This is a genomic window from Vreelandella sp. DA03-1M (assembly GCF_055725665.1).
The window spans coordinates 1,012,354-1,038,421 of record NZ_CM146798.1 but is presented as its reverse complement, the minus strand read 5'-3'; the positions used below and the strand labels follow the sequence as shown (position 1 = coordinate 1,038,421).

Below are 26,068 nucleotides of genomic sequence, written 5' to 3'. Positions count from 1 at the left end.
GCCACGAGGACTCTTATGCATATTCACGACTTGATCGGCATCGGCTTCGGCCCCTCCAATATTGCCCTGGCCATTGCGCTCGACGAACAGCGCCAGGCAGGGCAAGCGAAGGATGTCTTGTTTATTGAGCGTCAGCCCTGCTTTGCTTGGCACCCGCATATGCTGCTGGAAAATGCCCATATGCAGATCTCCTTCCTCAAAGACCTGGTCACGCCGCGCAACCCAGGCAGCCGTTTCAGCTTTCTCAATTACCTCCACAGCAAAGGCCGCCTACAAGACTTTATCAATCTACAAACCTTCTTCCCCAGCCGCCACGAATTCAATGACTACCTAAGCTGGACTGCCAGCCACTTTGAACACCAGTGCACCTATGGAGAGGATGTGTTTGAAGTGCTGCCCGAAACGGATAACGACGAGGTCGCCTACCTCCGCGTGCGTTCACGGGATGAGAGTGGGGCGGTACAGGAAAGGCTCACCCGTTCATTGGTCATTAGCGTAGGGGGTGCGCCCAATGTGCCTGAATGCTTCGCCGGGCTAAAAGACGACCCACGGGTCTTCCACTCCAGCCACTACCTCAGAGAGCTGGCGAAGCAAGACGCCCCCAAACGCATCGCGGTGATTGGTGCGGGCCAGAGCGCCGCTGAGATATTCCTTGACCTGCATGGCCGTGAAGGCATTCAGGTGGATCTTATTAGCCGGGCATGGGCCTTTAAGCCCTCCGACGATAGCCCCTTCGTCAATGAGATATTCAACCCCGAATACACCGACTACGTGTTCAACAACCCCACTGGCCAGCGGGAAGCACTGCTGCAGGAGTACAAAAGCACCAACTACTCAGCCCCTGACTTGGCGCTGATTCAGGAGATTTACGATGTGTTCTATCAGCAAAAAGTAACCGGCCAGGCCCGCCACCGCTTCCGCCGCCGACATGAGGTTATTGGCAGCGAAGCAACTACTGAAGGCGTTGAGCTACTTGTACGCGATTTAGAGAGTGGTCATACGGAGTCCACTCGCTACGACGCAGTGGTGTTAGCCACCGGCTATGTACGCGACACTCATAAACAGCTGTTAGCCCCCGTCGCGGACTACCTGCCTGATTTTGCCGTTAACCGCCACTATCAGCTTTACGCCAAGCCTGCGTTCAAACCGGCTATTTTCCTGCAAGGTAGCTGCGAGCCCACCCATGGTTTAAGCGATACCCTGCTGTCGATTTTGGCAGCCAGGACAAGTGAGATTTGTGAAGTGCTTAATGAGGCACTGCCAACATCCTATTCAGGAGTATCAACTTCCTCACTAGTAGGCGCGGACTAACCAAGCACTATTAACGCATGGCCGCTCTCTCAGAGCGGCCCCTAATACCGAGACTTAAGCCCATTATGTCCTTACATCCTGATGTCGCCGCTTTCTTAGACCTAGTCGCCGATAGTGGCAGCCCGCCTTTCCACTCTCTCTCACCACAACAGGCACGCACTGCCTACGAGGCATCATCACAGATGCTTGATGAGCCAATAGCTAACGATGCAACGGCACTGAGCATCACCTGTCGAGATGGTCACCCTCTTAAACTGCGCCGCTACCAAGGCGAGGAGCCTTTAGCGCCCACTCTGCTCTACTTCCATGGCGGCGGCTACCTACTGGGCAGCCTGGATTCCCACGATTCGCTCTGCCAAAGCATCGCTCAAGCAACTGGCTACACAGTGTTGGCTGTCGACTATCGCCTGGCCCCCGAGCACAAGTTTCCGACAGCTTTTCACGACGCTGAAGATGCCTACTGCTGGCTGCTGAAGCATGGCGAAGAGATGGGCCTCGATACCTCACGCATCGCCGTTGGTGGTGACAGTGTAGGCGGCACCCTCGCCACGGCTCTTTGCATGTCAGCACGTGATAATGGTTGGCACCTTCCACGCTGCCAGATTTTGCTCTACCCCTGCACCAGTGCCTGGCAAGACAGCGAGTCTCATCGCCGATACGCGCAAGGCTACCTGCTGGAAGCAGACACCCTGCAGTGGATGTTTGGCCACTATCTAAATAGCAGTGAGGAACGCCATGACTGGCGCTTTGCGCCGTTGGAGGCTGCGAAACTCAAAAACTTACCACCTGCCTTCATCGCCCTGGCCGAACATGATCTTCTAGTCGACGAAGGCATCGCCTACGTGAACCGCTTACAGGAAGCGAACGTGGATACCCAACTAACCATATACCCCGGCATGGTGCACGACTTCGCGCGCCTGGGCAGCATTACCCCCGATGCCACCGGCCAGGTACGCGCAGATATCGCCAAAGCACTTCAGCACCATCTTAGTAAGCACCCCAGCCCTGTTGATTTTTAATTTCCTCCCATGGGGCACGGCATGATTAGTACCTGTGGCGCCTCTTGCCATAGGTACCATTTTGAGCAACAGAGTGTTGCAAGACAGTACAAATCCAGAACATAATGCTAATAATAACAATTACCATTAACGCATAAATATCATTCAAGGGGATTACTATGCAGCAACTTCGTACCGGCCTGCGCAGGCAACTGCTCTCTGTGGCCATTGCTAATGCCTGCGCTGCGACGCTATTGGCGGCACCGGCTGCCCTCGCTCAAGGCACTAATCTACAATCTAACGAAAACAGCGAAACAAGTACCACACTACCTACCCTGCAAGTAACCGAAAGCCGCCTCTATGAAGAAGCCACAGGGCCTGTACAAGGTATTGCCGCCACTCGCAGCGCAACAGGCACCAAAACCGACACACCTATTATTGAAACGCCGCAGTCTATCTCGGTTGTTAGCAGTGAGGAGTTTAAAAACTACGGGGCTCGGAACTTCACTGAAGCGCTCGGCTATACTGCTGGCATCTCCAGGTTCAATGGAGCCGAAAGAACCACGGAAGGGTTAAGAATTCGCGGTTTTCGCAACACAACAACCTACCGAGACGGCAGCAAATACCAAGCCAACATGTATGACGGTCAGCAAGAGCTCTATGGTCTGGAACGGCTGGAAGTACTTAAGGGCCCCTCATCAATCTTGTATGGTGTGGCTGCCCCAGGAGGCATTCTTAATGCCGTTAGTAAACGCCCCACCAGTACTCCACTACGCGAAGTTAATATCGAGGCAGGTAGTTTCGACCGACGTCAAATATCTGCGGACTTTTCCGATTCCTTGGATGAAGATGGCGTATGGTCATACCGTATTACCATGCTGCATCGGGACAGTGACAGCTTCGTCGACCACGTGCCGGATGATCGCACCTATATCGCTCCAGCTTTAAAATGGCAGCCTAGCGAGAATACTTCGCTCACCCTACTGAGTGAATATCAGCGCGACGACACGGCCTATGTGTATGGGCTACCCACCAGCGGCACCATTCTTTCTAACCCGAATGGTGACATTCCTCGGGAGCGGTTCACTGGGGAGCCCGGCTTTGATGAGTATGATAACGAGCGTTATTCGATCGGCTACTTGCTCGAGCACGACTTCTCTAACAGCCTCCACCTACAACATAGCCTCCGCACTTTCCGGGCCGATCGAGATTTTCCTCAGATAGGTCTTGGCCAAAGTATCGATCAGCGGATTTATGCCCGGAGCGCCCAGGATCGCCGTGATGCCTCATCGGGCTTAACCTCAGATACCTCCTTGCAATATGACTGGGAGGCTGGCAACACCAACAACACCAGCTTGATCGGAATAGACTACACACGACAACGCCACGAAACTGAGCGCTACAACCGAACTGTGTCATCGCTTGATTTATTTGATCCTGTGTACGGAAGTGGAGAGTTCGGCGACCCGGTGGCCTTTGCATGGTCATCCAAGCAACGCAGTGAGCAGGTTGGCTTGTATGCTCAAAATCAGATGAAAATCGCTGACAAATGGGTTCTCTTATTAGGAGGGCGTCAGGACTGGACTGAATCTGAGACCTCACCCTACTTTGGCCCCACAGAGTGGAGTCGTGAAACGGATAATGCTTTCACTGGACGTGTGGGGGGAGTCTATCTTGCCGATAACGGTTTGGCGCCTTTCATCAGCTATAGCCAGTCGTTTGAACCTACCAGCGGCACTGACCGTAACGGCAATCAGTTCGAGCCCACACGGGGTGAGCAATATGAATTAGGCGTTCGCTTTCAGCCAGATGGCTGGGATACAATGCTCACCGCAACCGCTTATGAGCTGACACAGGAAAACGTCAGCGTCACCGATCCGGTGGACACCAGCTTTCAGACACAGATAGGGGAAGTGCGTTCACGTGGTGTCGAATTGGAAGCGAAGACGGCACTAGGCCCCAATGCCAACTTGATAGCCGCCTACACCTACACAGATGCGCGTACAACGAAAAGCAGCCCCGTTACGCCAGATCAGGTGGGCAGGAGAACGGCCAATACACCCTATAACCAATTCTCGCTATGGAGTGATTATCGCTTTGGCGATTTCGGCCTGCCGGGGTTGAAAGTAGGAGGTGGAGTTCGCTACGTAGGCCCAACCCGGGCGACTTGGGTAGAGGGAGAAGTGCCGTCGTTTACACTTGTCGATACGCGAGTGAGTTATGAAACTGGATCTTGGGTATATGCAGTGAATGCCACCAATCTCACTGATAAAACCTATATCGAGTCCTGCACTTATGGCTGCTACTATGGCGAGCCGAGAAGCATCATAGGCTCAGTAAGTTACCAGTGGTAACGTCATTACCAATAGAGGCAATGGCAGGCGGCATCACCGCCTGCCATTGTTTTATAAAAGCCAAAATAGAAATTATATAAATGATCGATATGGGCAACTTACCATCGTCAGGCCACAGAGCAGTTTTTTTAGTCATACTGCTATTTTTACCGCTGATCGTGCCACTTGCTAACGCTGAAGAACCCAAAAAACTCGTCACTTTCGACTATGCTATTGCAGATACACTTGCTGCTTTGCAACGCCCTCCCATAGCAATGGCTGGTTTAGCACAATATAGAAAATTAAACCAAGAACACTTACTGCCTGACACCCTTGAGCTCGGACTTAGGTTTCAGCCCAATTTTGAATATCTAGCATCATTGGAACCTGATGCCATTCTGATATCGCCACCGGCCCACTTGAATTTAGAGAATAAACTTTCCGATATTGCTGATGTAATTAAAATCCGGTTGTTTGGGAAAGAATTAAATATTTGGCAGAGCCTTGAACAACTTACTAGAAATTTGGGGAAACTGAACGATCAGCAACAGCAAGCTCAAACATTAATTGACTCTGTAGACGCTGAGCTATCATTAATAGCCACACAGATTGAAAGACCTGCAGATCCTCTGTTGATCGTAGAAATCCGAGATGACCGACATGTTCGTGTCTATGGGCCTGGAAGCCTGGAGGATATGACCCTAACCCAACTTGGATTGGAGAATGCCTGGAAAGGCCACACTAATGACTGGGGGTTCAGCACATTAACTATCCCAGAGGCATTTCAGTTAGAAGGGAAAATAATTCTGCTTCGCTCGAATTACTCTCAAGACTTACCTGACTCAACATTGCCAGCGTCAGGACTATGGCAGCATTGGTTGGATGATACATCAGTAAGTGTCAATAGAAATTATTGGCCATGGGGAGGGTTCCCATCCATGCTCCGCTTCGCTAAATCACTCAAAGAAGCGCTGGAAAATACTTAACTTTCCCGACTGCCTTCACCTGGCAGCCGAGAAGAGTAAGCATACTTTTCAAAAACCGGCCCTTAGGCCGGTAAGTTCTCCTCTATACACTTCGATGGATAGGGTACCTCTTGCAGTTTTTCCACCACCTGTAACAACAGCAAATCACTGGAAACAATCGAGAAGTGATCCTCAGAAGTTTCAATAGCACGATGTGGCGCTTGCCCCACTTGATTCGTTAACGCTTGTCGCTCCTCGTGTGGACGCCCCTCAGACCACCAACAATCCGCTTCACAGCCCAACGCTGGCAAGGTATCGGTCTGCAGGGAGAGCCTTTTCAGATGCCGCGCTACACAGAAGATTCGAGCTAGTTCCTCACCGCCCAGAGCGGCATAACCTTCCCGTCCGTGTGCCTCATCCGACGCCAGTAGCCTATCCAACCTGTCGGCTAGCTTAGTTTCGCTCGGCTCCTCATGGGGCGCGTCACTATTACTACTGGCTACTGCCTCAGCCGAGATGCCCGGTAAGATCACTGACACAAAAGCTGCGAAGTCCTGCCGCCAATCATCTTCGCGCCTCTGGTCGCTACCCGGGATATAGGGATCCACCAGCGCCAAAAGGCTCACCTCCTGGCCTTGCTTTTCAAGCCGTGCCGCGATCATCGCCCCCAAGGTGCCGCCTAATGACCACCCTAATAACCGATAGGGCTCGTGAGGCTGCAAGCGACGAACAATGGTTGCATATTCATCAGCCATTGCTTCCAGCGACGTATCACAATGTTGCGGGTCGGTTAGCATCCGGCACGGCAATCCATATACCGTACATACTCCCTGTAGACTCCGTGCCAGCGGCTGGTAGTCGTAAAGGGTGCCCATACCGGCATGAACACAGAACAACGGAGGTTGATCCTGCTTCTCGCCATTGAGCATAACCACGCCATCCAGCAAGGCATCCGAAGCTTCTCCCAGCCCCAACAAGCCAGCAATGGTCGGCTTCTGCATCAGATCACGCAGTTTGAAATCAAGAGTACTCTCCTTGAGAGAGCGTACTCGGCTCAACACCTTCAGGCTCAGCAGGGAGTCCCCACCCAGCTCGAAGAAGTTATCAGTTTCTCCGATCCGCTCGATACCCAATACGTCCTGCCAAATCTCGGCGAGCTGACGGGCTTCCGGTGTAGAGGGGGCCACGTGCTCGCGGTTCTCATCCAGCCGTGGCTCGGGTAACGCCGACTGATCCAGTTTGCCATTGACCATACGCGGCAGGGCTGTTAGCACCATCATATGTGCTGGCACCATGTAGTCGGGCAGATGCGCTTCGAAGTGTCGGCGTGCAAGGCGCACTAATCGATCGTTATCTGCCTCCTCATCAGCTACCAAATAAGCAACCAATTGATGGCCATTCGAGGTTTCATGGGTAACGATGGCGACATCACTCACGCCAGGTATTTCACGGGCACGTGCCTCTATCTCACCCAGCTCAATACGGAAGCCACGTACCTTCACTTGGTGATCCGCCCGGCCCATATACTCCATATTGCCATCTTCTCTCCAGCGCACCAGATCCCCGGTGCGGTAGAGACGCGCCCCTAAAGTATCGAAGGGATCGGCCACAAAGCGCTCGGCTGTTAAGCCGGTACGTCCAAGATACCCTCGCGCCAAACCATAACCGCCGATATACAACTCGCCCACAACGCCCTTGGGTACCGGCTGTAGGTTGTCGTCCAGCACGTAGAGCGACCGCTCGCCAACGGGGCGACCAATCGGTGCATAGGCACAGTCAAAGGTCTCTTCGGCGGGTGTCTTCCACAGCAGTGGCGTCACCACTGTTTCGGTGGGCCCATAACCATTGATGAACCAGCGCGACCGCAGTGTGCGGCGCGCTTTGTCATAGGCTGCCTTGGGCATTGCCTCGCCACCGAAAACGTATAATTCCACCGGCGGCGTATCATTACGCCCTTCCGCCCAGTCAGCGACTTGATTCAAATAGGCTGGAGGGAAAGCCACGTTCGCTGCACGATAGTGTTGCAGGGCCGTATAGGCTTGTTCCGCTGTCCATAGCTCTTCTTCCCGAATCGCTAGACTCATCCCCGAGCACAGGGCTGTCAGCCAGCGCTCATGGGCACCATCGAAGGAGAATGACATGAAGTGTAACTCGCAGGAGTCTGGTTCCATATCATAGAGCTCGCTGATCGCCTGGCAATGCATTGCCAGCGGGCCATGAGCCACCGTAACGCCTTTAGGCGTACCGGTGGAGCCCGAGGTATAGATCACGTAAGCCAATGACTCTTCATGCACGGCCACATCGAGATCAGCATCGTCATAACGGCTAAGATCGAGCGCCTCGCAATCCACATAAGGTATACCCTCCACCTTTGCCAAGCGCGGCAGCACCACGTGCTGCGTTAGTAGCAGGGCCATGCCACTATCTTTGATCATAAAACTCAGACGTTCGGGCGGGTAAGTCGGATCGAGTGGCACATAAGCACCGCCCGCCTTCAGTACAGCCAACAGAGTGACAATGACTTGGGGCGAACGCTCCAGCGCTACGCCGACCCGCACATCTGGCCCTACGCCTTGCTCGCGTAGATAGTGAGCAAGGCGATTAGCCTGAGCGTTCAGCTGCGCATGACTTACAGCCTGATCACCCATACGAAGTGCAGTGCTATCTGGCCGTGTATCCGCGTGCGAAGCGATACGGCGATGCACAGGCATGCGAGAGAACCCGCTGCGGCCACTCTGGCCCAACTCACTCAGTGCATCCCATCGAGTCTTTTCAATCCACTCTAACTCACCCACAGGCCGATCAGGCGACTCCGCCATCTGACGAATGAGCAGTTCCATAGCATATTTCAGTTCATCAACGAACGGCTCAGGGAAATCCCTTCGGCTATAGCAGTACTCAATCTCCAGTTCATCGTCGATCACCACCTGCAGATCCATCGCGTAGCCAGTTATGCCTTCCCCAGCAACCTCACCAAAGCGCAGACCATGCCGCTGCTGATCACGCATTGTTCTATCGACGGGGAAGTTCTCAAATACAATGATACTGTCGAACAAGGCGCGGCCCGATGACCCAGACCAGCGTTGAATATCTGCTAACGCGGCATGTTCATACTCGCGAATGCCCAGATTGGTAGCCTGCACACTCTGCAAGTAAGTACCAACACTCTGCTCAGGCCGCGCCTCCAATGCCACAGGGATGGTGTTGATGAACAGACCGACCATCTCCTCAGCGCCTTGCAGGCTGGGTGGGCGACCGGATACCGTCGCGCCAAACACCACCCGTTCCTGATGACAGTAGCGCTGCAATAACACACCCCAGGCTGCCTGTATCAAAGTGTTTAGAGTCACGCGTTGCCGCTGAGCAGCAGCTTTTAGTAGAGCGGTATCTTGCCATCCTAGACGGGTATAGCGTTTGGCGAAGCCCTGGGCCTCACTCTCCTGACGGGTCGACTCTGCCAACAGTGTCGGCCCCTCCAGCTCCGCCAGTTCCGATGTCCAGAAGGCTTGAGTCGAAGCGGCATCCTGGCGCTGCAACCAGCGAATGTAATCACCGTAGGGCCGTCCAACAGCCGCCAAGGGCTCTTCCGCGTAGCTGGCCAGCCACTCGTTAATTAGACGGGCTTCTGACCAGCCATCGGACAAGATATGGTGCCGAGTCCATATCAGTTGATAGCGGTCATCATCGAGTCGAATCAAATGCAACCAGGCTAAGGGTGGTGTCAGCCAATCAATTTGGCGCTTAATTACTTGCTCAGCATAGGTGGCGAGGGACTCATCAAGCCCATCTTTCCTATTGCGCCAATCCAACTGTACGATCTCAGGCTCTACTTGTGCCAAGACGAGTTGTAGTGGACGCGCCATACCCGCCTGCCATAAGAAACCCGTTCTTAGCGTGGCGTGGCGTTCGACCATAGCTTGCCAAGCCCTCACTAGCCTATTGGCATCCAGTCCACTGACGTCTACGTTCAATTGATTGACGTAGAGCCCCGGCTCTTCCGCTTCAAGAGAGTGGAAGAACATCCCCTCTTGCGTGGGCGACAGGGGGTAAACATCTTCGATATTGTCTTGGTCTAAGCCTAGGGCTTCAATCTGCTCACTGCTTAGATAATCTGCCAATCCATTTAGCTCGACTTCACCTTTTTGCGCCTCCTCCAGCGCACCGGTCGCGTTCAGAGCCAACTCGGCTATGCTCTGGTGCTCAAAGACTTGACGCGGAGTAACCATCCAACCAGCCCGTTGCAACCGTGAGACGATCTGAAGGCTGAGAATCGAATCACCACCTAGCTCAAAGAAGTTGTCGTGTCGGCCCACCTGCTCGACGCCCAGTATCTCTGACCAGATTTCCGCCAGCGCTTCTTCCACCTCACCCTGGGGCGGCTCGTACTGCGAGTTACTGGTCAAGTCTGGTGCGGGCAGTGCCTTACGATCCACCTTACCGTTCGGGGTTAGCGGCAGCGCCTCCAGAGTGATTAGCACTCCAGGCACCATATAATCTGGTAGCTTTTGTTCCAGCGTTTCGCGTAGCGAGGTAGTATCGAGCTCAACGTCGGTTTGGGGAACCACATAAGCCACCAACCTAGATCCGCTAGGCCCCTCTTGGGCAACCACCACTGCCTCGCGTATCTCCGACAGGGCTAGCAGTTGGGCTTCGATCTCGCCTAGCTCAATACGGAAACCGCGCACTTTGATCTGATGGTCAATCCGTCCCAAGTACTCAAGCTGGCCATCCTCCCGCCAACGCACTAGATCACCGGTTCGATAGACTCGTTCGCCCGCAATAAAGGGGTCGGCCACGAAGCGCTCCGCCGTCAGTTCTGCACGGCCCAGGTAGCCCCGCGCTAAGCCCACACCTCCTAGATACAACTCCCCCGCCACCCCTTGGGGTGCCAAGTTGAGCGCACTATCCAAAACGTACAACTGCGTCGCCGCAATCGCCCTTCCCAGGAAAGCTTGGCAGCCCTTCACTTGATCCGTTGCTGACCAAATCGTGGTCTCAGTGGGGCCGTACATGTTCCACAATTCGACCCCCTGAGTTTGCAGATCCTCAGCCAAATCAGGTGGCAAAGCTTCACCGCCACATAGCCCCTTAAAGCCCTCTATGAGCGGAGCCGTCGTCCATGGCCAGCCTGACGAACGTAGCAACCGCCAGCCGGAGGGTGTCGCCTGCAGAACCGTCGCTTTTTCCTGATTGAGTAATTCACCCAAGGCCTTGCCATCTCGAGTCGTCTCGCGGCTCGCCAGCACGACCCTTGCTCCGCTGATCAATGGGAGATACAGCTCCAAGGCGGCAATATCAAACGACAGAGAGGTTACGGCCACCAGGATATCGTCTGGGCTTAGGCCAGGGGTTTCCTGCATGCTTAATAAGAAGTGACTAAGGGCGTGATGACGCACCATTACGCCCTTAGGTCGCCCGGTGGAGCCCGAGGTGTAAATGACATAGGCGAGGTGTTCACCGTGCAGTGCCACCTCCGGGGTGATTGACGCATGATGCGTCACATCCAAGCGATCCAGTTCAATAACGTTTAGCCCATCGGGCATCGGCAAGGTATCACGCAGATGTTGCTGGGTAAGCAGCAGCTCAATGCCACTATCTTCGACCATATAGGCCAACCGCTCGGCAGGGTAATCCGGATCCAACGGTACGTAAGCACCACCTGCCTTGAGAATCGCCAGCAGCCCCACCACCATCTCGATGGAGCGTCCCACAGCAATGCCCACTCGGGTTTCAGGTTTTACGCCTAAGCCAATCAAGTAGTGGGCTAAACGATTGGCACGGGTGTTAAGTTCAGCGTAGTTGAGCGACTGATCTTCGAACACGAGTGCCCTGGCTTCTGGGGTTGCCGCCGCCTGTTGCTCAACCAGATGATGGACTGGAGAAGTGCCTGTATACTGTTGCGTATTCTCTCCCCACCCGCTCAACAACCGCTGTTCGTCTGCTCTGAGCAGGCTGATCTCACTTAATGGTTGTCGAGGCACCGCTTGCAGATTTCCTACGATCCCTGCAATGGCGGCACTCAGGTAGTCACACAACCGCTGAGCACCAATGATACGATTCACCTGCCCTACCAATTGGAAGCCGTTCCCAAGATCGTCCACCGACATCGTGATCGGGTAGTTGGTACGCTCCTGGCCACCCAGCATCTCCATACCTTCCCAGCTATGAACGGTGCTGCCCTCTTGCTGAGGTGCGATGTAACGATAGTTCAGCAGACTCGTGAATAGTGGCGTCCCACCAGGCAACCCGCTGCAGCGCTGTGCGAGTCCAAGGCTGGCATGTTCATGGTGCATTAGCTCAGACAGAGTATCGTGGGTGAGGCGTAGACACTTATCAACACTCTGGGAACCTGTTTTGATACACACAGGGAGCGTATTAATAAACATCCCCAGCGCCCGTTCGGCACCTTCAGTACCCTGCATGCGGCCGAAAAGCACGGTACCAAAAACCACATTATCCCGTCCGGTGGTTTTGCTGAGCACCAAGGCCCAGGCCAGATGGAACAGGCTTGCCGTACTGACGCCATGACGCTGCGCCTGTTGCCGAGCTTGCTGGGCCAGTTCCGCAGGCAAAGGAAGGCGAACTTCCTCGATCTCGCTGCCATCGCCACGAACGTCTAACAGGCCGAAGGGCGCGGTCGGTTCTTCAACATTGCCCAACCGCTCACGGAAGAAGGTTTCATGCTCTTCCAGGCTTACCCCTAGTCGGGCCTGTGCCACGAAGTTGCGGAAGGGTAGCGGCTTGGGCAACTCAGCTTCACGGTCTTGCTGTATCAGAGCGATCTCTTCCACCAATAACTCAAGGGTGGTGTGATCCATGACTAGATGGTGGCTAGGTAACTGTAGCAACCATCGCCCTTGCTCGGCATCGTATGCTGCCACCGCTCGTAGCATGGGTGCTCGGCGCACATCGATGTGGTGATGTTCAGGATCCACCTGGGTGTATAACCATTCGGCGACACGACCAGCTTCCTCATCCGGCACCGACGGCCATTCGACCTCCATTGCGGCATGCTTGTATACCACCTGCACCGGCTCACGGAGCCCTTCCCAGAGCACAGCGGTACGAAGAATATCGTGGCGGGCAATGAGCTGGTTAAAACCAGCAATAAACCTGTCCAACCGCTCCCGACTATCGAAACCAAGTAGGCAGGGAAGCACATAAGTATCTCCCCGGTGCCGCAGACGGTGATGGAAAAGGATGCCCTCCTGCAACGGCGCCAATGGGTAGATGTCCTGGATGTTGGCAGCACCGCCGGGCACTGCCGCTTCGATCAAGCTGACCTCTTCGGCATTGAGCTCGATTAGTGTCAGCATGTCCGGCTGGAGAACCTGGCAATGACGAGGGATCAGATTGGGCGGGATGGTGATCTCAGCTTGCTCAGGCGCTTGCGTCAACGCTTGAGCAAATGCCACCAGCTCCGGGTACTGGAATAGGATGCGCACCTGCGCTGTCAGACCTTGATGCCGCATTTTCTCAAGCACTTTCAGAGCCAGCAGCGAATGCCCACCCAACTCAAAGAAATTATCATGACGCCCTACCTGCTCCACCCCCAACACCTCGCTCCAGACCTTCGCCAAGGCTGCTTCCACCTCTCCTTGCGGTGGTTCATACTGCGAGCTACTGGCTAAATCCGGTGCGGGCAGTGCCTTGCGGTCTATCTTTCCATTGGCATTCAACGGCAGCGCATCGAGGATGACCACAGCTCCCGGCACCATATAATCCGGTAGCTTCTGACCTAGTGCTTCACGTAGAGAGCCAGTGTCGAGTTCAATGTCGGCTTGAGGAACTAAATACGCGACTAATCTAATGCCGACGAGGGCTTCTTCGGCTACCACCACCGACTCACGCACCTCCGGCTGAGATAGCAGTTGGGCTTCAATCTCCCCCAGCTCGATACGGAAGCCACGAACTTTCACCTGGTGGTCAATACGCCCCATGTACTCGAGTTGGCCGTCTTCATGCCAGCGTACTAGGTCACCAGTGCGATAGAGCCGCTCTCCAGAGCCAAACGGGTCAGCAACAAAACGCATCGCAGTAAGGCTGCGGCGGTTCAAATAGCCTCGTGCCAGACCTGCTCCTGATACGTAAAGCTCTCCAGGAATCCCGATGGGGGCGCGATTAAGCTGGCCATCTAATACATGTGCACCAAGATCTGGGAGTGTAATTCCTATAGGACTACGTTGACCTCTCAGATCATCAGCTGTCACACGCCGATAAGTGACATGCACCGTAGTTTCAGTAATGCCATACATGTTGATTAGGAGGGGATGATCATCACTGAAATGCTCAATCCAAGGGCGCAGGCTTTCCGGTTCCAATGCTTCACCACCGAAGATCACTACACGCAGTGCTAAGTCTTCCGTGTTATAGAGATCAGGGGTGGCCATCAACTGCCGGAAGGCAGAAGGCGTCTGGTTTAGGACTGTCACTTGTTCCCGGCATAGCAACTCAAGGAAATCCTCCGGCGAACGGCTAACCCAGTAGGGCACTACGACAAGTTTTCCGCCCGTACACAGTGCCCCAAACATCTCCCATACTGAGAAATCGAAGGCGTAGGAGTGGAACATTGTCCAGACATCCTGCTCGTCAAAATTGAACCAAGGTGCCGTGGTATCAAGTAATCGTGTCACGTTCGCATGACATAGCTGCGCCCCTTTAGGTTGCCCTGTGGAGCCCGAGGTGTAGATAACGTAAGCAAGATTTTCGCCGTGCAGCGCCACGTTTGGATTGGTCGACGCATGATGCGTCACATCCAACTGATCCAGTTCGATGACATTCAGGCTTTCAGCTACTGGTAACGACTCACGAAGATATTGCTGGGTAAGCAGCAGCTCGATGCCACTGTCCTCGACCATATAGGCCAACCGATCACTCGGATAATCTGGATCTAGCGGCACATAAGCGCCACCCGCTTTGAGGATACCCAGCAGTCCCACCACCATTTCAAGGGAGCGCTCAACAGCAATACCCACCCGAGTTTCAGGTTTTACACCCGAGCCAATCAGATAGTGCGCCAAGCGATTTGCACGGCTGTTAAGTTCAGCATAGCTGAGTGACTGCTCTTCAAATACGAGTGCCGTGACCTCTGGGGTTGCCGCTGCTTGACCCTCAAATAGATGATGAATCAGAGAAGTGCCTGAATACTGTTGCGTATTTTCTCCCCGCTCGTTCAACAGCTGCTGTTCGTCTGTTCTGAGCAGGTTGATCTCACTTAATGGTTGTTGAGGCGCCACTTGCAGATTATCTACGATACCTACAATGGCTGAGTTCAAGTAATCACACAGCCGCTGTGCACCAATCATTCGGCTAACCTGTCCTACCAGTTGGAAGCCGTTACCCAGATCGTCCACCGACATAGTGATCGGGTAGTTGGTGCGCTCCTGAGCCTCCAACAATTCCATGCCTTCCCAGGTATGAACAGGGGCTTCCTCTTGTTGAGTCGCGCCATACCGATAATTCAGCAAGCTTGTGAATAGCGGTGTTCCCCCCATCAAGCCACTGCTGCGCTGTGCTAACCCGAGGCTGGCATGTTCATGGTGCATTAACTCAGATAGGGCACCGTGGGTTTGGCTCAGACACTTATCTACTCCCTGGGCACCGGTTTTGATGCGCACAGGAAGCGTATTAATAAACATCCCTAGTGCACGCTCGGCCCCTTCAGTGCCCTGCATACGGCCGAACAAAACGGTGCCGAACACCACATCGTCCCGCCCGGTGGTTTTGCTTAGCACCAAAGCCCAGGCCAAGTGGAACAGGCTAGCCGTGCTGACACCATGCCGCTTGGCCTGTCGCCTCACCTGCTGGGCCAGTTCCGTGTTCAAAAGAACGCGTACTTCTTCGATATCGCTGCCATCGCCGCGAATGTCTAACAACCCAAAAGGCGCTGTCGGTTCTTCAATATCTCCCAACCGCTCGCGGAAGAAGGTTTCATGCTCTTCCAGGCTTACCTCTAGCCGGGCCTGCGCCACGAAGTTACGGAATGGGATCGGCTTGGGCAGTTCGTCCTCGCGGCCTTGCTGGATCAGGGCAATTTCTTCCACCAGTAGCTCGAGGGTGGTGTGATCCATGACCAAGTGGTGACTAGGTAGCTGCAGCAGCCAGCGTCCCTGCTCAGCATCGAGGGCAGCCAGCGCCCGAATCATAGGTGCTTGGCGCACGTTGAGGCGATGGTTCTCAGTATCCACCTCGGCATTCAGTCGTTCGGCAACGCTTTGTGATGGGACACCATCCAGGGTTAGCCACTCTAGAGCTAATTCAGCATGCTGGTATACCACCTGCACCGGCTCACGCAGGTTTTCCCACAGCACAGCAGTGCGAAGGATGTCGTGGCGGGCAATCAGTTGATTAAAACCGGAAATGAATGTTTCCAGCAGTTCTCGGCTGTCGAAGCCAAGCAGACGCGGAGCGACATAGGCATCGCCCTCTTCCTGCAACCGGTGGTGAAAGAGGATACCCTCCTGCAGCGGTGCTAGCGGGTAGATATCCTGGATATTACTGGCACCGCCAGGCACTGCCGCTTCGATCACGCTGATCTCTTCGGCATTAAGCTCGATTAGCGTCAACATCTCAGGTTTGAGAGCTTGACAATCGTGGGGGATCCGGTTGGGCGGGATGATGATTTCCTGCCGCTCAGATGTCTGCGTCAATACCTGGGCGAAGACCGCCAGTTCCGGGAATTGGAACAGCGTGCGTACCTGCGCCGTTAGCCCCCGATGCCGCATTTGCTCCAACACTTTCAGAGCCAATAGCGAATGGCCACCTAACTCGAAGAAATTATCGTGACGGCCCACCCTTTCGACGCCAAGTATCTCTGACCAGATTTCCGCCAGCGCTTCTTCCACCTCGTCTTGAGGCGGCTCATACTGCGAGCTACTAGCCAAATCCGGCTCGGGCAACGCCTTGCGATCTACCTTGCCGTTAGCATTCAGCGGCAGTGCATCGAGAGTGACCACAACTCCCGGCACCATATAATCTGGCAACTGTTGACCCAATCGATCGCGTAATTTACTGGTGCCGAGTTCACAGTCGGCTTGGGGAACCACATACGCCACCAGTATTGAGCCACCAGGGCCTTCTTGGGCGACCACCACCGCCTCGCGAATTTCCGGTTGCGATAGCAGCTCAGCTTCGATCTCACCCAGCTCGATACGCAGGCCGCGGATCTTCACTTGATGATCGAGGCGGCCCAGATACTCGAGCTGGCCATCCTCTCGCCAGCGCACCAGATCGCCAGTGCGGTAAAGGCGTTCGCCCTCGGCGAACGGATCAGAGATAAAACGCTCCGCCGTTAGATCACTGCGATTGAGATACCCACGGGCTAGGCTTACCCCGCCGAGATAGAGCTCTCCCGCAACACCCGTTGGCGCCAGGTTAAGTTCACTATCCAAGACATAGGTACGGGTACTGCTAATGGGTCGCCCAATGGGAATCTGACGGTGAGCGTCATCACGGCACCACCAGTGAGTGACATGAATGGTGGTTTCTGTGGGGCCATAAAGATCGTGCAGGTTGGCACCGTCGAGGCACTCAGCTACATCGTGCTGTAACGTGGCTGGAACGGCCTCGCCACCGCACATAATATGCTTGAGCCGCGTCTTAGTCTTAACATCGGGATAGGCTAGGAAGGCCTTGAGCATTGAGGGCACAAAATTGAGCGTGGTAACGCCGTGCCGCTGGATCAGCTCGATGATGCGCTCTGGATCTCGATGATCTCCTGGTTGGGCAATCACCAAACGTGCCCCGACACTTAGCGGCCAGAAAATCTCCCACACAGAGACGTCGAACCCGAACGGTGCCTTATGCAATACGGCATCGGTATTGGTGAGCTGATAGGTCTCCTGCATCCAGACCATACAGTTGGTCAAGGCCTCATGGCGGATGGCGGCGCCCTTGGGCCGCCCGGTGGAGCCCGAAGTGTAAATCACATAGGCGAGGTGCTCGCCGTGCAGTGTTACCGATGGATTGAAAGAGGTGTGATGTACTACATCTAGCTGATCCAACTCAACAACGCTAAGGCTATCAGCTACCGGCAATGACTCGCGCAAGTGGTGCTGAGTCAGCAACAGCTCGATGCCACTATCGTCGGCGATGAACGCCAGCCGCTCCGAAGGATACTCGGGATCCAGTGGCACATAGGCGCCCCCCGCTTTGAGAATCGCCAGCAACCCCACCACCATCTCGATGGAGCGCTCCATGGCAATACCCACTCGGGTCTCAGGTTTTACGCCTAGGCCGATAAGGTAGTGAGCCAACTGGTTGGCGCGGGTATTGAGTTCGGCGTAGCTGAGTGACTGATCTTCAAATACTAGCGCTGTGGCCTCTGGGGTTGCAGCAGCCTGTCGCCCAATTAGGCTATGGATTGGCTGAGCATCGGTATGCCTATGTGTGTTTACACCCCATTCCTGTAATTTCAGCTGTTCATCTTTACCTAGCAGCTCGATATCGCTCAACGCGCGTTCTGGCACCTCCGCCAGCGCCTGTAGAATAACCATATAGTGCTGAACTAGGCGCTCAATGGTGGTTGCATCAAACAGCTCTTCTGCATAAACGAAGCTTGCCTCCAGGCAACCATCCTTGCGCTCTACCACATTTAGCGTCAGTTCTAACTGTGCTCTTCCCTGTTCCAGCGGCCAGGTGCTCAGTTCCAGTCCTGGTAGCGTCTGCAGTGATCCATGATCTTGCCGCTGGTGATTGAACATCACCTGGAACAGCGGCGTGTGGCTCAGGCTACGCTCGGGCTGAAGCGCTTCCACTAATTGCTCAAAAGGGAGATCCTGATACTCTTGTGCGTCCAACGCCGCACGTTTGCTCTGTTGCAGCGCCTCAGCCAAGCTCCGGCGACCATCCAACTGGTTGCGTAATACCTGAGTATTAACGAAAAAGCCCACCACACTTTGGGTTTCCGTGCGGTGACGGTTGGCAATCGGTACCCCAACCCGGATATTTTCCTGCCCCGTATATCGATACAACAGCGCTTGGAAACCGGTGAGTAACGTCATAAACAAGGTGGCACCCTGCGCCTGAGCTCGCTGACGCAACCCGCTTACCAATAGCTCAGGGAACATAATTTGGTGGCACGCAGCGTGATAATGCCCATCGTTGCGACGCGGGCGATCAGTCGGTAGTTGCAGTACCGGGTGCTCGTCACCCAGTTCCGTCTGCCAATAATCAAGCTGACGCTCTTTCTCGCCCGCTTCCATCCATTGACGCTGCCATAGCGCATAATCTGCATACTGAATCGGCAAAGCTGGCGACTGCCAAGTCTCACCCATCACACGGGCACGATAGTCGGCAGTAAACTCATCAATGATCAACTGCATTGACCAACCATCAGAGATGATGTGGTGAATCACCACTACCAGAAGATGTTCCTCTTCGGCTAAGCGCAATAGCCCCACCCGCAACATTGGCCCCTGCTCCAAGTCGAAGGGGTCATTGCAAAGCCGATCAACCTGATTTTCTATTGCAACCTCTTGCTCATCCTTCGCCATATGGCCTAGGTCGACCTCATGCAATGCGAAGTTGCTATCAGCCTGCACCACTTGCATCACCCCGCCCTCGCCATCGTCACGGAAGACCGTGCGCAATGCCTCATGACGAGATATTAAGGCGGCGAAGCTACCCCGCAGTGCTCCAGAGTCAAGAGCCCCCTTAAGGGTCAGAGCACCCGTAATATGGTAGGCGCTGCTTTTAGGATCCATGCGCCACAGAAACCACTGGCGAAGCTGGGCATAAGAGGGTGAGCAAGTTTTCTGTTGTGATGCAGGGCGAGAAAGAATTGGGAACTGGCCAATGCCTAACCCCTGTGTACGAATCTTGTCGTAAACCACGCGGCGCTGCTCGGCATGCAATCCGGCAAAGCGTTCCGCAATACGACGGGTATCGATATTACTCATTGAACGGTATCCATGCTGTCGATGAAGGAATCAATATCGGAGAGCGATTGCTCAATGGGGTACCCACTGTTTAGTGCGGCTATACATTCTGCTAAATCGCTAAGTAATGGATGTTTAAACACTTCAGATATTTTGAGCTCAACTTGCATATCTGCTTGAACGCGAGCCACTATCTGCACAGCAAGTAGCGAGTGCCCCCCCAGCTCAAAGAAGTTGTTGTGTCGGCCCACCTGCTCGACGCCCAGTATCTCTGACCAGATTTCCGCCAGCGCTTCTTCCACCTCACCCTGGGGCGGCTCGTACTGCGAGTTACTGGTCAAGTCTGGTGCGGGCAGTGCCTTACGATCCACCTTACCGTTCGGGGTTAGCGGCAGCGCCTCCAGAGTGATTAGCACTCCAGGCACCATATAATCTGGTAGCTTTTGTCCCAGCGTTTCGCGTAGCGAGGTAGTATCGAGCTCAACGTCGGTTTGGGGAACCACATAAGCCACCAACCTAGATCCGCTAGGCCCCTCTTGGGCAACCACCACTGCCTCGCGTATCTCCGACAGGGCTAGCAGTTGGGCTTCGATCTCGCCTAGCTCAATACGGAAACCGCGCACTTTGATCTGATGGTCAATCCGTCCCAAGTACTCAAGCTGGCCATCCTCCCGCCAACGCACTAGATCACCGGTTCGATAGACTCGTTCGCCCGCAATAAAGGGGTCGGCCACGAAGCGCTCCGCCGTCAGTTCTGCACGGCCCAGGTAGCCCCGCGCTAAGCCCACACCTCCTAGATACAACTCCCCCGCCACCCCTTGGGGTGCCAAGTTGAGCGCACTATCCAAAACGTACAACTGCGTCGCCGCAATCGCCCTTCCCAGGAAAGCTTGGCAGCCCTTCACTTGATCCGTTGCTGACCAAATCGTGGTCTCAGTGGGGCCGTACATGTTCCACAATTCGACCCCCTGAGTTTGCAGATCCTCAGCCAAATCAGGTGGCAAAGCTTCACCGCCACATAGCCCCTTAAAGCCCTCTATGAGCGGAACCGTCGTCCATGGCCAGCCTGACGAACGTAGCAACCGCCAGCCGGAGGGTGTCGCCTGCAGAACCGTCGCTTTTTCCTGATTGAGTAATTCACCCAAGGCCTTGCCATCTCGAGTCGTCTCGCGGCTCGCCAACACTACCCTTGCTCCGCTGATCAATGGCAGATACAGCTCCAGGGCGGCAATATCGAACGATAGTGAGGTCACCGCCACCAGGATATCGTCTGGGCTTAGGCCTGGGGTTTCCTGCATGCTTAATAAGAAATGGCTAAGCGCATGATGGCGCACCATCACTCCCTTGGGCCGTCCGGTGGAACCCGAGGTGTAAATGACATAGGCGAGGTGCTCACCATGCAGAGCTAATTCGGGATTATTCAAGGCATGGTGCGCTACTTCTAGACGATCCAGCTCGATAACGCTCAGACTCTCAGCTACCGGTAACGTATCGCGAAGATGCTGCTGAGTAAGCAGCAGCTCAATGCCACTATCTTCGACCATATAGGCCAACCGCTCGGCAGGGTAATCCGGATCCAACGGTACGTAAGCACCACCTGCCTTGAGAATCGCCAGCAGCCCCACCACCATCTCGATAGAGCGTCCCACAGCAATGCCCACTCGGGTTTCAGGTTTTACGCCTAAGCCAATCAAGTAGTGGGCTAAACGATTGGCGCGGGTGTTAAGCTCGGCGTAGCTAAGTGACTGCTCTTCAAAGACGAGTGCCGTAGCCTCAGGGGTTGCCGCAGCTTGGCGCTCAATCAGGTGGTGAATCGGCGGAGCATCGGAGTAATGCTGCGTATTCACTCCCCATCCCTGCAATTGATGCTGCTCGGTTTTATTGAGCAGCTCGATATCTCTCATCGCTCGCTGCGGCCTTGCTTGCAGATGTTTTACGATGTCTGCAATGGCAGTTTCCAGGTAATCACATAGCCGCTGCGCACCGATCATACGGCTCACCTGACCAACCAACTGGAAGCCGTTACCTAGATCGTCCACCGATATCGTGATCGGGTAGTTGGTACGCTCTTGAACGTCCAGCACCTCCATACCTTCCCAGCTATGAACGGTGCTGCCCTCTTGTTGAGGTGCGCTATAACGATAGTTCAGCAAACTGGTAAACAGAGGCGCCCCCCCAGATAGACCACTACAGCGCTGCGAGAGGCCAAGGCTGGCATGCTCGTGGTGCATTAGCTCAGACAGAGTATCGTGGGTGTAACGCAGGCACTTATCGACACCTTGAGTGCCCATTTTGATACGCACAGGGAGCGTATTAATAAACATCCCCAGCGCCCGCTCGGCTCCCTCGGTACCCTGCATGCGGCCGAACAGCACGGTGCCGAACACCACATCGTCCCGTCCGGTGGTTTTACTCAGCACCAGTGCCCAGGCCAGATGGAACAAGCTGGCCGTGCTGACACCATGGCGCTGGGCCTGTTGCCGAACTTGCTGGGCTAGTTCCGCTGGAAAAGGAAGGCGAACTTCCTCGATCTCGCTGCCATCGCCACGAACGTCTAACAGGCCGAAGGGCGCGGTCGGTTCATCAATATCGCCCAACTTCTCTCCGAAGAAGGCCACATGCTCTTCCTGGCTTACCCCTAGTCGGGTCTGGGCAACGAAATTGCGGAATGGAAGGGGTTGCGGTAGCTCATCTTCGCGGCCTTGCTGGATCAAGGCAATCTCTTCTAACAGTAGTTCGAGGGTGATGTGATCCATGACTAGATGGTGGCTAGGTAACTGTAGCAACCATCGCCCTTGCTCGGCATCGTATGCGGCTACCGCTTGTATTATCGGTGCTTGGCGCACATCAAGGCGATGATAATCAGGATCTACCTCAGCATTCAGTTGTTCGACAACACTAAGTGAAGAAACATGATCCAATTCTAACCATTCAAGCTCCAACTCGGCATGCCTACACACCACCTGCACTGGCTCTCGTAAGCCCTCCCAGAGCACGGCGGTACGCAGAATATCGTGGCGGGCAATGAGCTGGTTAAAACCGGCAATAAAGGCCTCCAGCCGTTCTCGGCTGTCGAAGCCAAGCAAGTGTTGGGTCACATAGGCATCGCCCTCTTCCTGCAGTCGATGGTGAAATAGGATACCCTCCTGCAGAGGTGCCAACGGGTAGACATCCTGAATGTTGCTGGCTCCACTCGGCACTGCTGCTTCAATCGCACTGATCTCTTCGCCATTGAGTTCAATCAAAGGCAGCATCTCGGGCTGGATTGCCGAGCAGCCATCTGGAATACGGTTGGGCGGGATAATGATTTCCTGCCTCTCTGATGTCTGCGTTAGTACCTGGGCGAAGGCCGCCAGTTCTGGGAATTGAAACAGCGTGCGTACCTGCGACGTTAGTCCCCGATGCCGCATTTGCTCCAGCACTTTCAGAGCCAATAGCGAATGGCCGCCCAGCTCGAAGAAGTTGTCGTGGCGGCCCACCCTTTCGACGCCAAGTATCTCTGACCAGATTTCCGACAGCGCTTTTTCCACCTCGCTTTGAGGCGGCTCGTACTGCGAGCCACTGGCCAAATCCGGTGCGGGCAGTGCCTTGCGGTCTATCTTTCCATTGGCATTCAACGGCAGCGCATCGAGGGTGACCACAGCTCCCGGCACCATATAGTCTGGCAGATGTTGGCTCAACTGCTCGCGTATTGAGGTGGCGTCAAGTTCCATGCCGGCTTGGGGAACCACATAAGCCACCAACCTCGGGCCACTAGATCCATCTTGGGAGACCACCACCGCCTCGCGAACCGCCAGTTGCAATAACAACTGCGCTTGAACTTCCCCCAACTCCACACGATGTCCTCGGATTTTAACTTGATCATCCATACGACCAAGGAACTCCAAGCTTCCATCTGGCAACTGCCGCACACTGTCGCCGGTGCGATATAAACGTTCTCCTTCACCAAAGGGGTCAGCTACAAATCGTTCCGCCGTCATATCAAGGCGCCCCAGATAACCGCGGGCCAACCCCACCCCTCCTAGATAAAGTTCACCGTTCACTCCTTGAGGCACAAGGTTCATCCAAGGGTCAAGTACTCGAATTTGCATGTTACGCAAGGGGGTGCCAATCGGTAGCGTGGATGCTCGCTGATCAGCGCTTTCATGTCTTTGTGTCAAAGCTCCGACAGTGGTCTCAGTGGGGCCATAATGGTTAACAACTTGGCAAGATGGATTTAGTTCTGAGATCCAGTTAACCAGAGACCAATCGCTTACCTCCCCGCCAAGAACCAAACACCTTCTCGGCAATGTATTTAATGGATTCTTTGCACTCATTAGGGCGCGCAAATGGCTAGGCACTATTTTGAGGACATCAATTTCATGCTCATGCATGTATCTAGTAAAAGCATCTGGATCAAGTATGCTATCAGATGAAATCAAATGAAGAGTTCGCCCCTTGTACAAGGCACCGAATAGCATGGTATGGCCTAAATCCGCGGCTATTGTCGACACCATTGCAAAACGACGAGCATCATCAGATAACGCTAAAGCCTCCAGAACCCCTTCCACATAATTGCTCAGAGCACCATGCGTGATCCCAACCCCCTTAGGTCGTCCAGTAGAACCCGAGGTGTAAATCACGTAGGCTAGATGTTCGCTGTGCAGTACCACTTCCGGATTGGTAGAGTCATGATGTGCTATATCCAGTCGATCCAGCTCAATAATGCTCACCCCATCAGTTACCGGCAGCGTCTTACGTAAGTGTTGCTGGGTGACCAACATCATTATGCCGCTGTCTTCTACCATAGAGGCCAACCGCTCGGCGGGGTAATCCGGATCCAGCGGCACATAAGTGCCACCCGCCTTGAGAATAGCCAGTAGCCCCACCACCATATCAACTGAGCGCTCCATGGCGATGCCTACTCGGGTTTCAGGTTTTACACCCGAGCCAATCAGATAGTGCGCCAAGCGATTAGCGCGGGTATTGAGTTCTGCGTAGCTAAGTAACTGATTTTCGAACACTAGCGCTGTGATATCAGAGGCTGCCGCTGCTTGGCGTTCAATTAGATGATGAGTAGGTAGAACATCGGAGTATCGTTGAGTGCTACCTCCCCATTTCTTCAATTGAAGCTGTTCATTCTTATCAAGTAGTTCGATATCACTTAACGCACGTTCTGGCATCTCTGCCAGAGCCTTTAATAAAATGACATAATGCCGCGCCAGGCGCCCAACGGTGGTGGAATCAAACAGCGCTTCAGCATAAATAAAACTTGCCTCCAGGCAACCTTCAGTACACTCCTCCACATTTAGCGTCAGCTCGAACTTCGCCTCTTTCTTTTCTAGTGGCCAGGTACTCAACTCCAATCCTGGTAGTGTCTTCAGCGCACTATGATCCTGCTGCTGGTAATTGAACATCACTTGAAATAGTGGCGTGTGACTCAGACTGCGCTCCGGCTGCAGCGCTTCTACTAACTGCTCAAAAGGCAGATCTTGATGTTCTTGAGCACCAAGCGCCGCACGTTTTACCTGTTTTAGCGCTTCGGCCAAATTCAGGCGACCATTTAACTGATTGCACATCACCTGGGTATTGACGAAAAGCCCTACCACTCCTTGGGTTTCTGTACGATGCCGATTGGCGATTGGCACGCCGACCCGAATACTTTCCTCCCCCGTATATCGATACAACAACGCTTGGAAGCCGGTGAGTAACGTCATAAACAGGGTGGCACCCTGAGTCTGAGCTCGTTGACGCAATCCTCTCACCAGCGATTCTGGAAGTACTATGTGGTGGCGTGCAGTGTGATAATGTCCATCGTTACGGCGCGGGCGATCGGTCGGCAGTTGCAGCACTGGGTGTTCGTCACCAAGTTCCGCCTGCCAGTAGGCGAGTTGACGCTCTTTCTCACCCGCCTCCATCCATTGACGCTGCCAGAGTGCATAATCGGCATACCGAATTGGCAAGGTTGGCGGCTCCCAAGCCTCCCTCGTCACCCGAGCGCGATAGTCAGCGGCAAACTCATTGATGATCAACTGCATCGACCAACCATCGGAGATGATGTGGTGCATCACCACTACCAGAAGGTGCTTCTCTTCTGATAAACGTAGTAGCCCAACCCTTAGCAGTGGCCCCTGCTCCAAGTCGAAGGGAGCATTGCAGAGCCGCACAACCTGATTCTCTACTGCCGCTTCGCTCTCATTCGCCGGCATATGGCCTAGGTCAACATCGTGCAATATGAAGTTATTTTCAGCCTTCACCACTTGCATTGCCTCGCCTTCACCATCGTCACGGAACACCGTGCGCAATGCCTCATGGCGTGCTACTAAAGCGGCGAAGCTGCACCGCAATGCTTCAGGATCAAGAGTCCCCTTAAGGGACAGAGTTCCAGTAATATTGTAGGCGCTGCTTAGGGGATCCATGCGCCACATAAACCACTGGCGAAGTTGGGCATAGGAGAGTGTTCTGCTCTCTTGATTCTGAGACCTAACGATTGGCAACTGCGAAAAGTCGATACCCTGTTGTTTTAATGCCTCAAGAAATACGCTCTGCTTGCCTCGTGGCAGGTGTGCGAAGCGCTCAGCAATCGTGTGTTTATTGAGTTCCAT

General features: G+C 54.3%; 6 protein-coding genes. 4 read left to right on the top strand and 2 right to left on the bottom strand.

Annotated elements, in window-relative coordinates:
• Positions 1 to 15 precede the first annotated feature (15 nt).
• From ACXUPB_RS04820 to ACXUPB_RS04805, 4 genes are all read left to right on the top strand, one after another.
• Positions 16 to 1,311, top strand: a complete 1,296-nt coding sequence (locus ACXUPB_RS04820) for a lysine N(6)-hydroxylase/L-ornithine N(5)-oxygenase family protein (protein WP_472955680.1) — start codon at positions 16 to 18, stop codon at positions 1,309 to 1,311.
• Between the two features lie 65 nt (positions 1,312 to 1,376).
• Positions 1,377 to 2,330: an alpha/beta hydrolase gene (locus ACXUPB_RS04815; RefSeq protein ID WP_035559130.1), complete on the top strand. Its 954-nt coding sequence runs from the start codon at positions 1,377 to 1,379 to the stop codon at positions 2,328 to 2,330.
• A gap of 158 nt (positions 2,331 to 2,488) precedes the next feature.
• On the top strand, positions 2,489 to 4,663 hold the full coding sequence (locus ACXUPB_RS04810) for a TonB-dependent siderophore receptor (protein WP_035559127.1): 2,175 nt from the start codon (positions 2,489 to 2,491) through the stop codon (positions 4,661 to 4,663).
• 80 nt (positions 4,664 to 4,743) lie between these two features.
• Positions 4,744 to 5,628, top strand: coding sequence for an ABC transporter substrate-binding protein (locus tag ACXUPB_RS04805; protein ID WP_472955677.1), 885 nt, complete (start codon positions 4,744 to 4,746; stop codon positions 5,626 to 5,628).
• 62 nt (positions 5,629 to 5,690) lie between these two features.
• On the opposite strand, the gene ACXUPB_RS04800 is transcribed toward ACXUPB_RS04805, so the two are convergent.
• Positions 5,691 to 19,505, bottom strand: coding sequence for a non-ribosomal peptide synthetase (locus tag ACXUPB_RS04800; protein ID WP_045812160.1), 13,815 nt, complete (start codon positions 19,503 to 19,505; stop codon positions 5,691 to 5,693).
• Complete coding sequence (locus ACXUPB_RS04795; protein WP_045812161.1) at positions 19,502 to 26,068, bottom strand: non-ribosomal peptide synthetase; 6,567 nt, start codon at positions 26,066 to 26,068, stop codon at positions 19,502 to 19,504. Before ACXUPB_RS04795 ends, ACXUPB_RS04800 begins: the two co-directional genes overlap by 4 nt.

Coding starts and splice junctions, on each gene's coding strand:
- ACXUPB_RS04805 (WP_472955677.1), top strand. CDS start 4,744: ATGATCGATATGGGCAACTTACCATCGTCAGGCCACAGAGCAGTTTTT.
- ACXUPB_RS04810 (WP_035559127.1), top strand. CDS start 2,489: ATGCAGCAACTTCGTACCGGCCTGCGCAGGCAACTGCTCTCTGTGGCC.
- ACXUPB_RS04800 (WP_045812160.1), bottom strand. CDS start 19,505: ATGAGTAATATCGATACCCGTCGTATTGCGGAACGCTTTGCCGGATTG.
- ACXUPB_RS04795 (WP_045812161.1), bottom strand. CDS start 26,068: ATGGAACTCAATAAACACACGATTGCTGAGCGCTTCGCACACCTGCCA.
- ACXUPB_RS04820 (WP_472955680.1), top strand. CDS start 16: ATGCATATTCACGACTTGATCGGCATCGGCTTCGGCCCCTCCAATATT.
- ACXUPB_RS04815 (WP_035559130.1), top strand. CDS start 1,377: ATGTCCTTACATCCTGATGTCGCCGCTTTCTTAGACCTAGTCGCCGAT.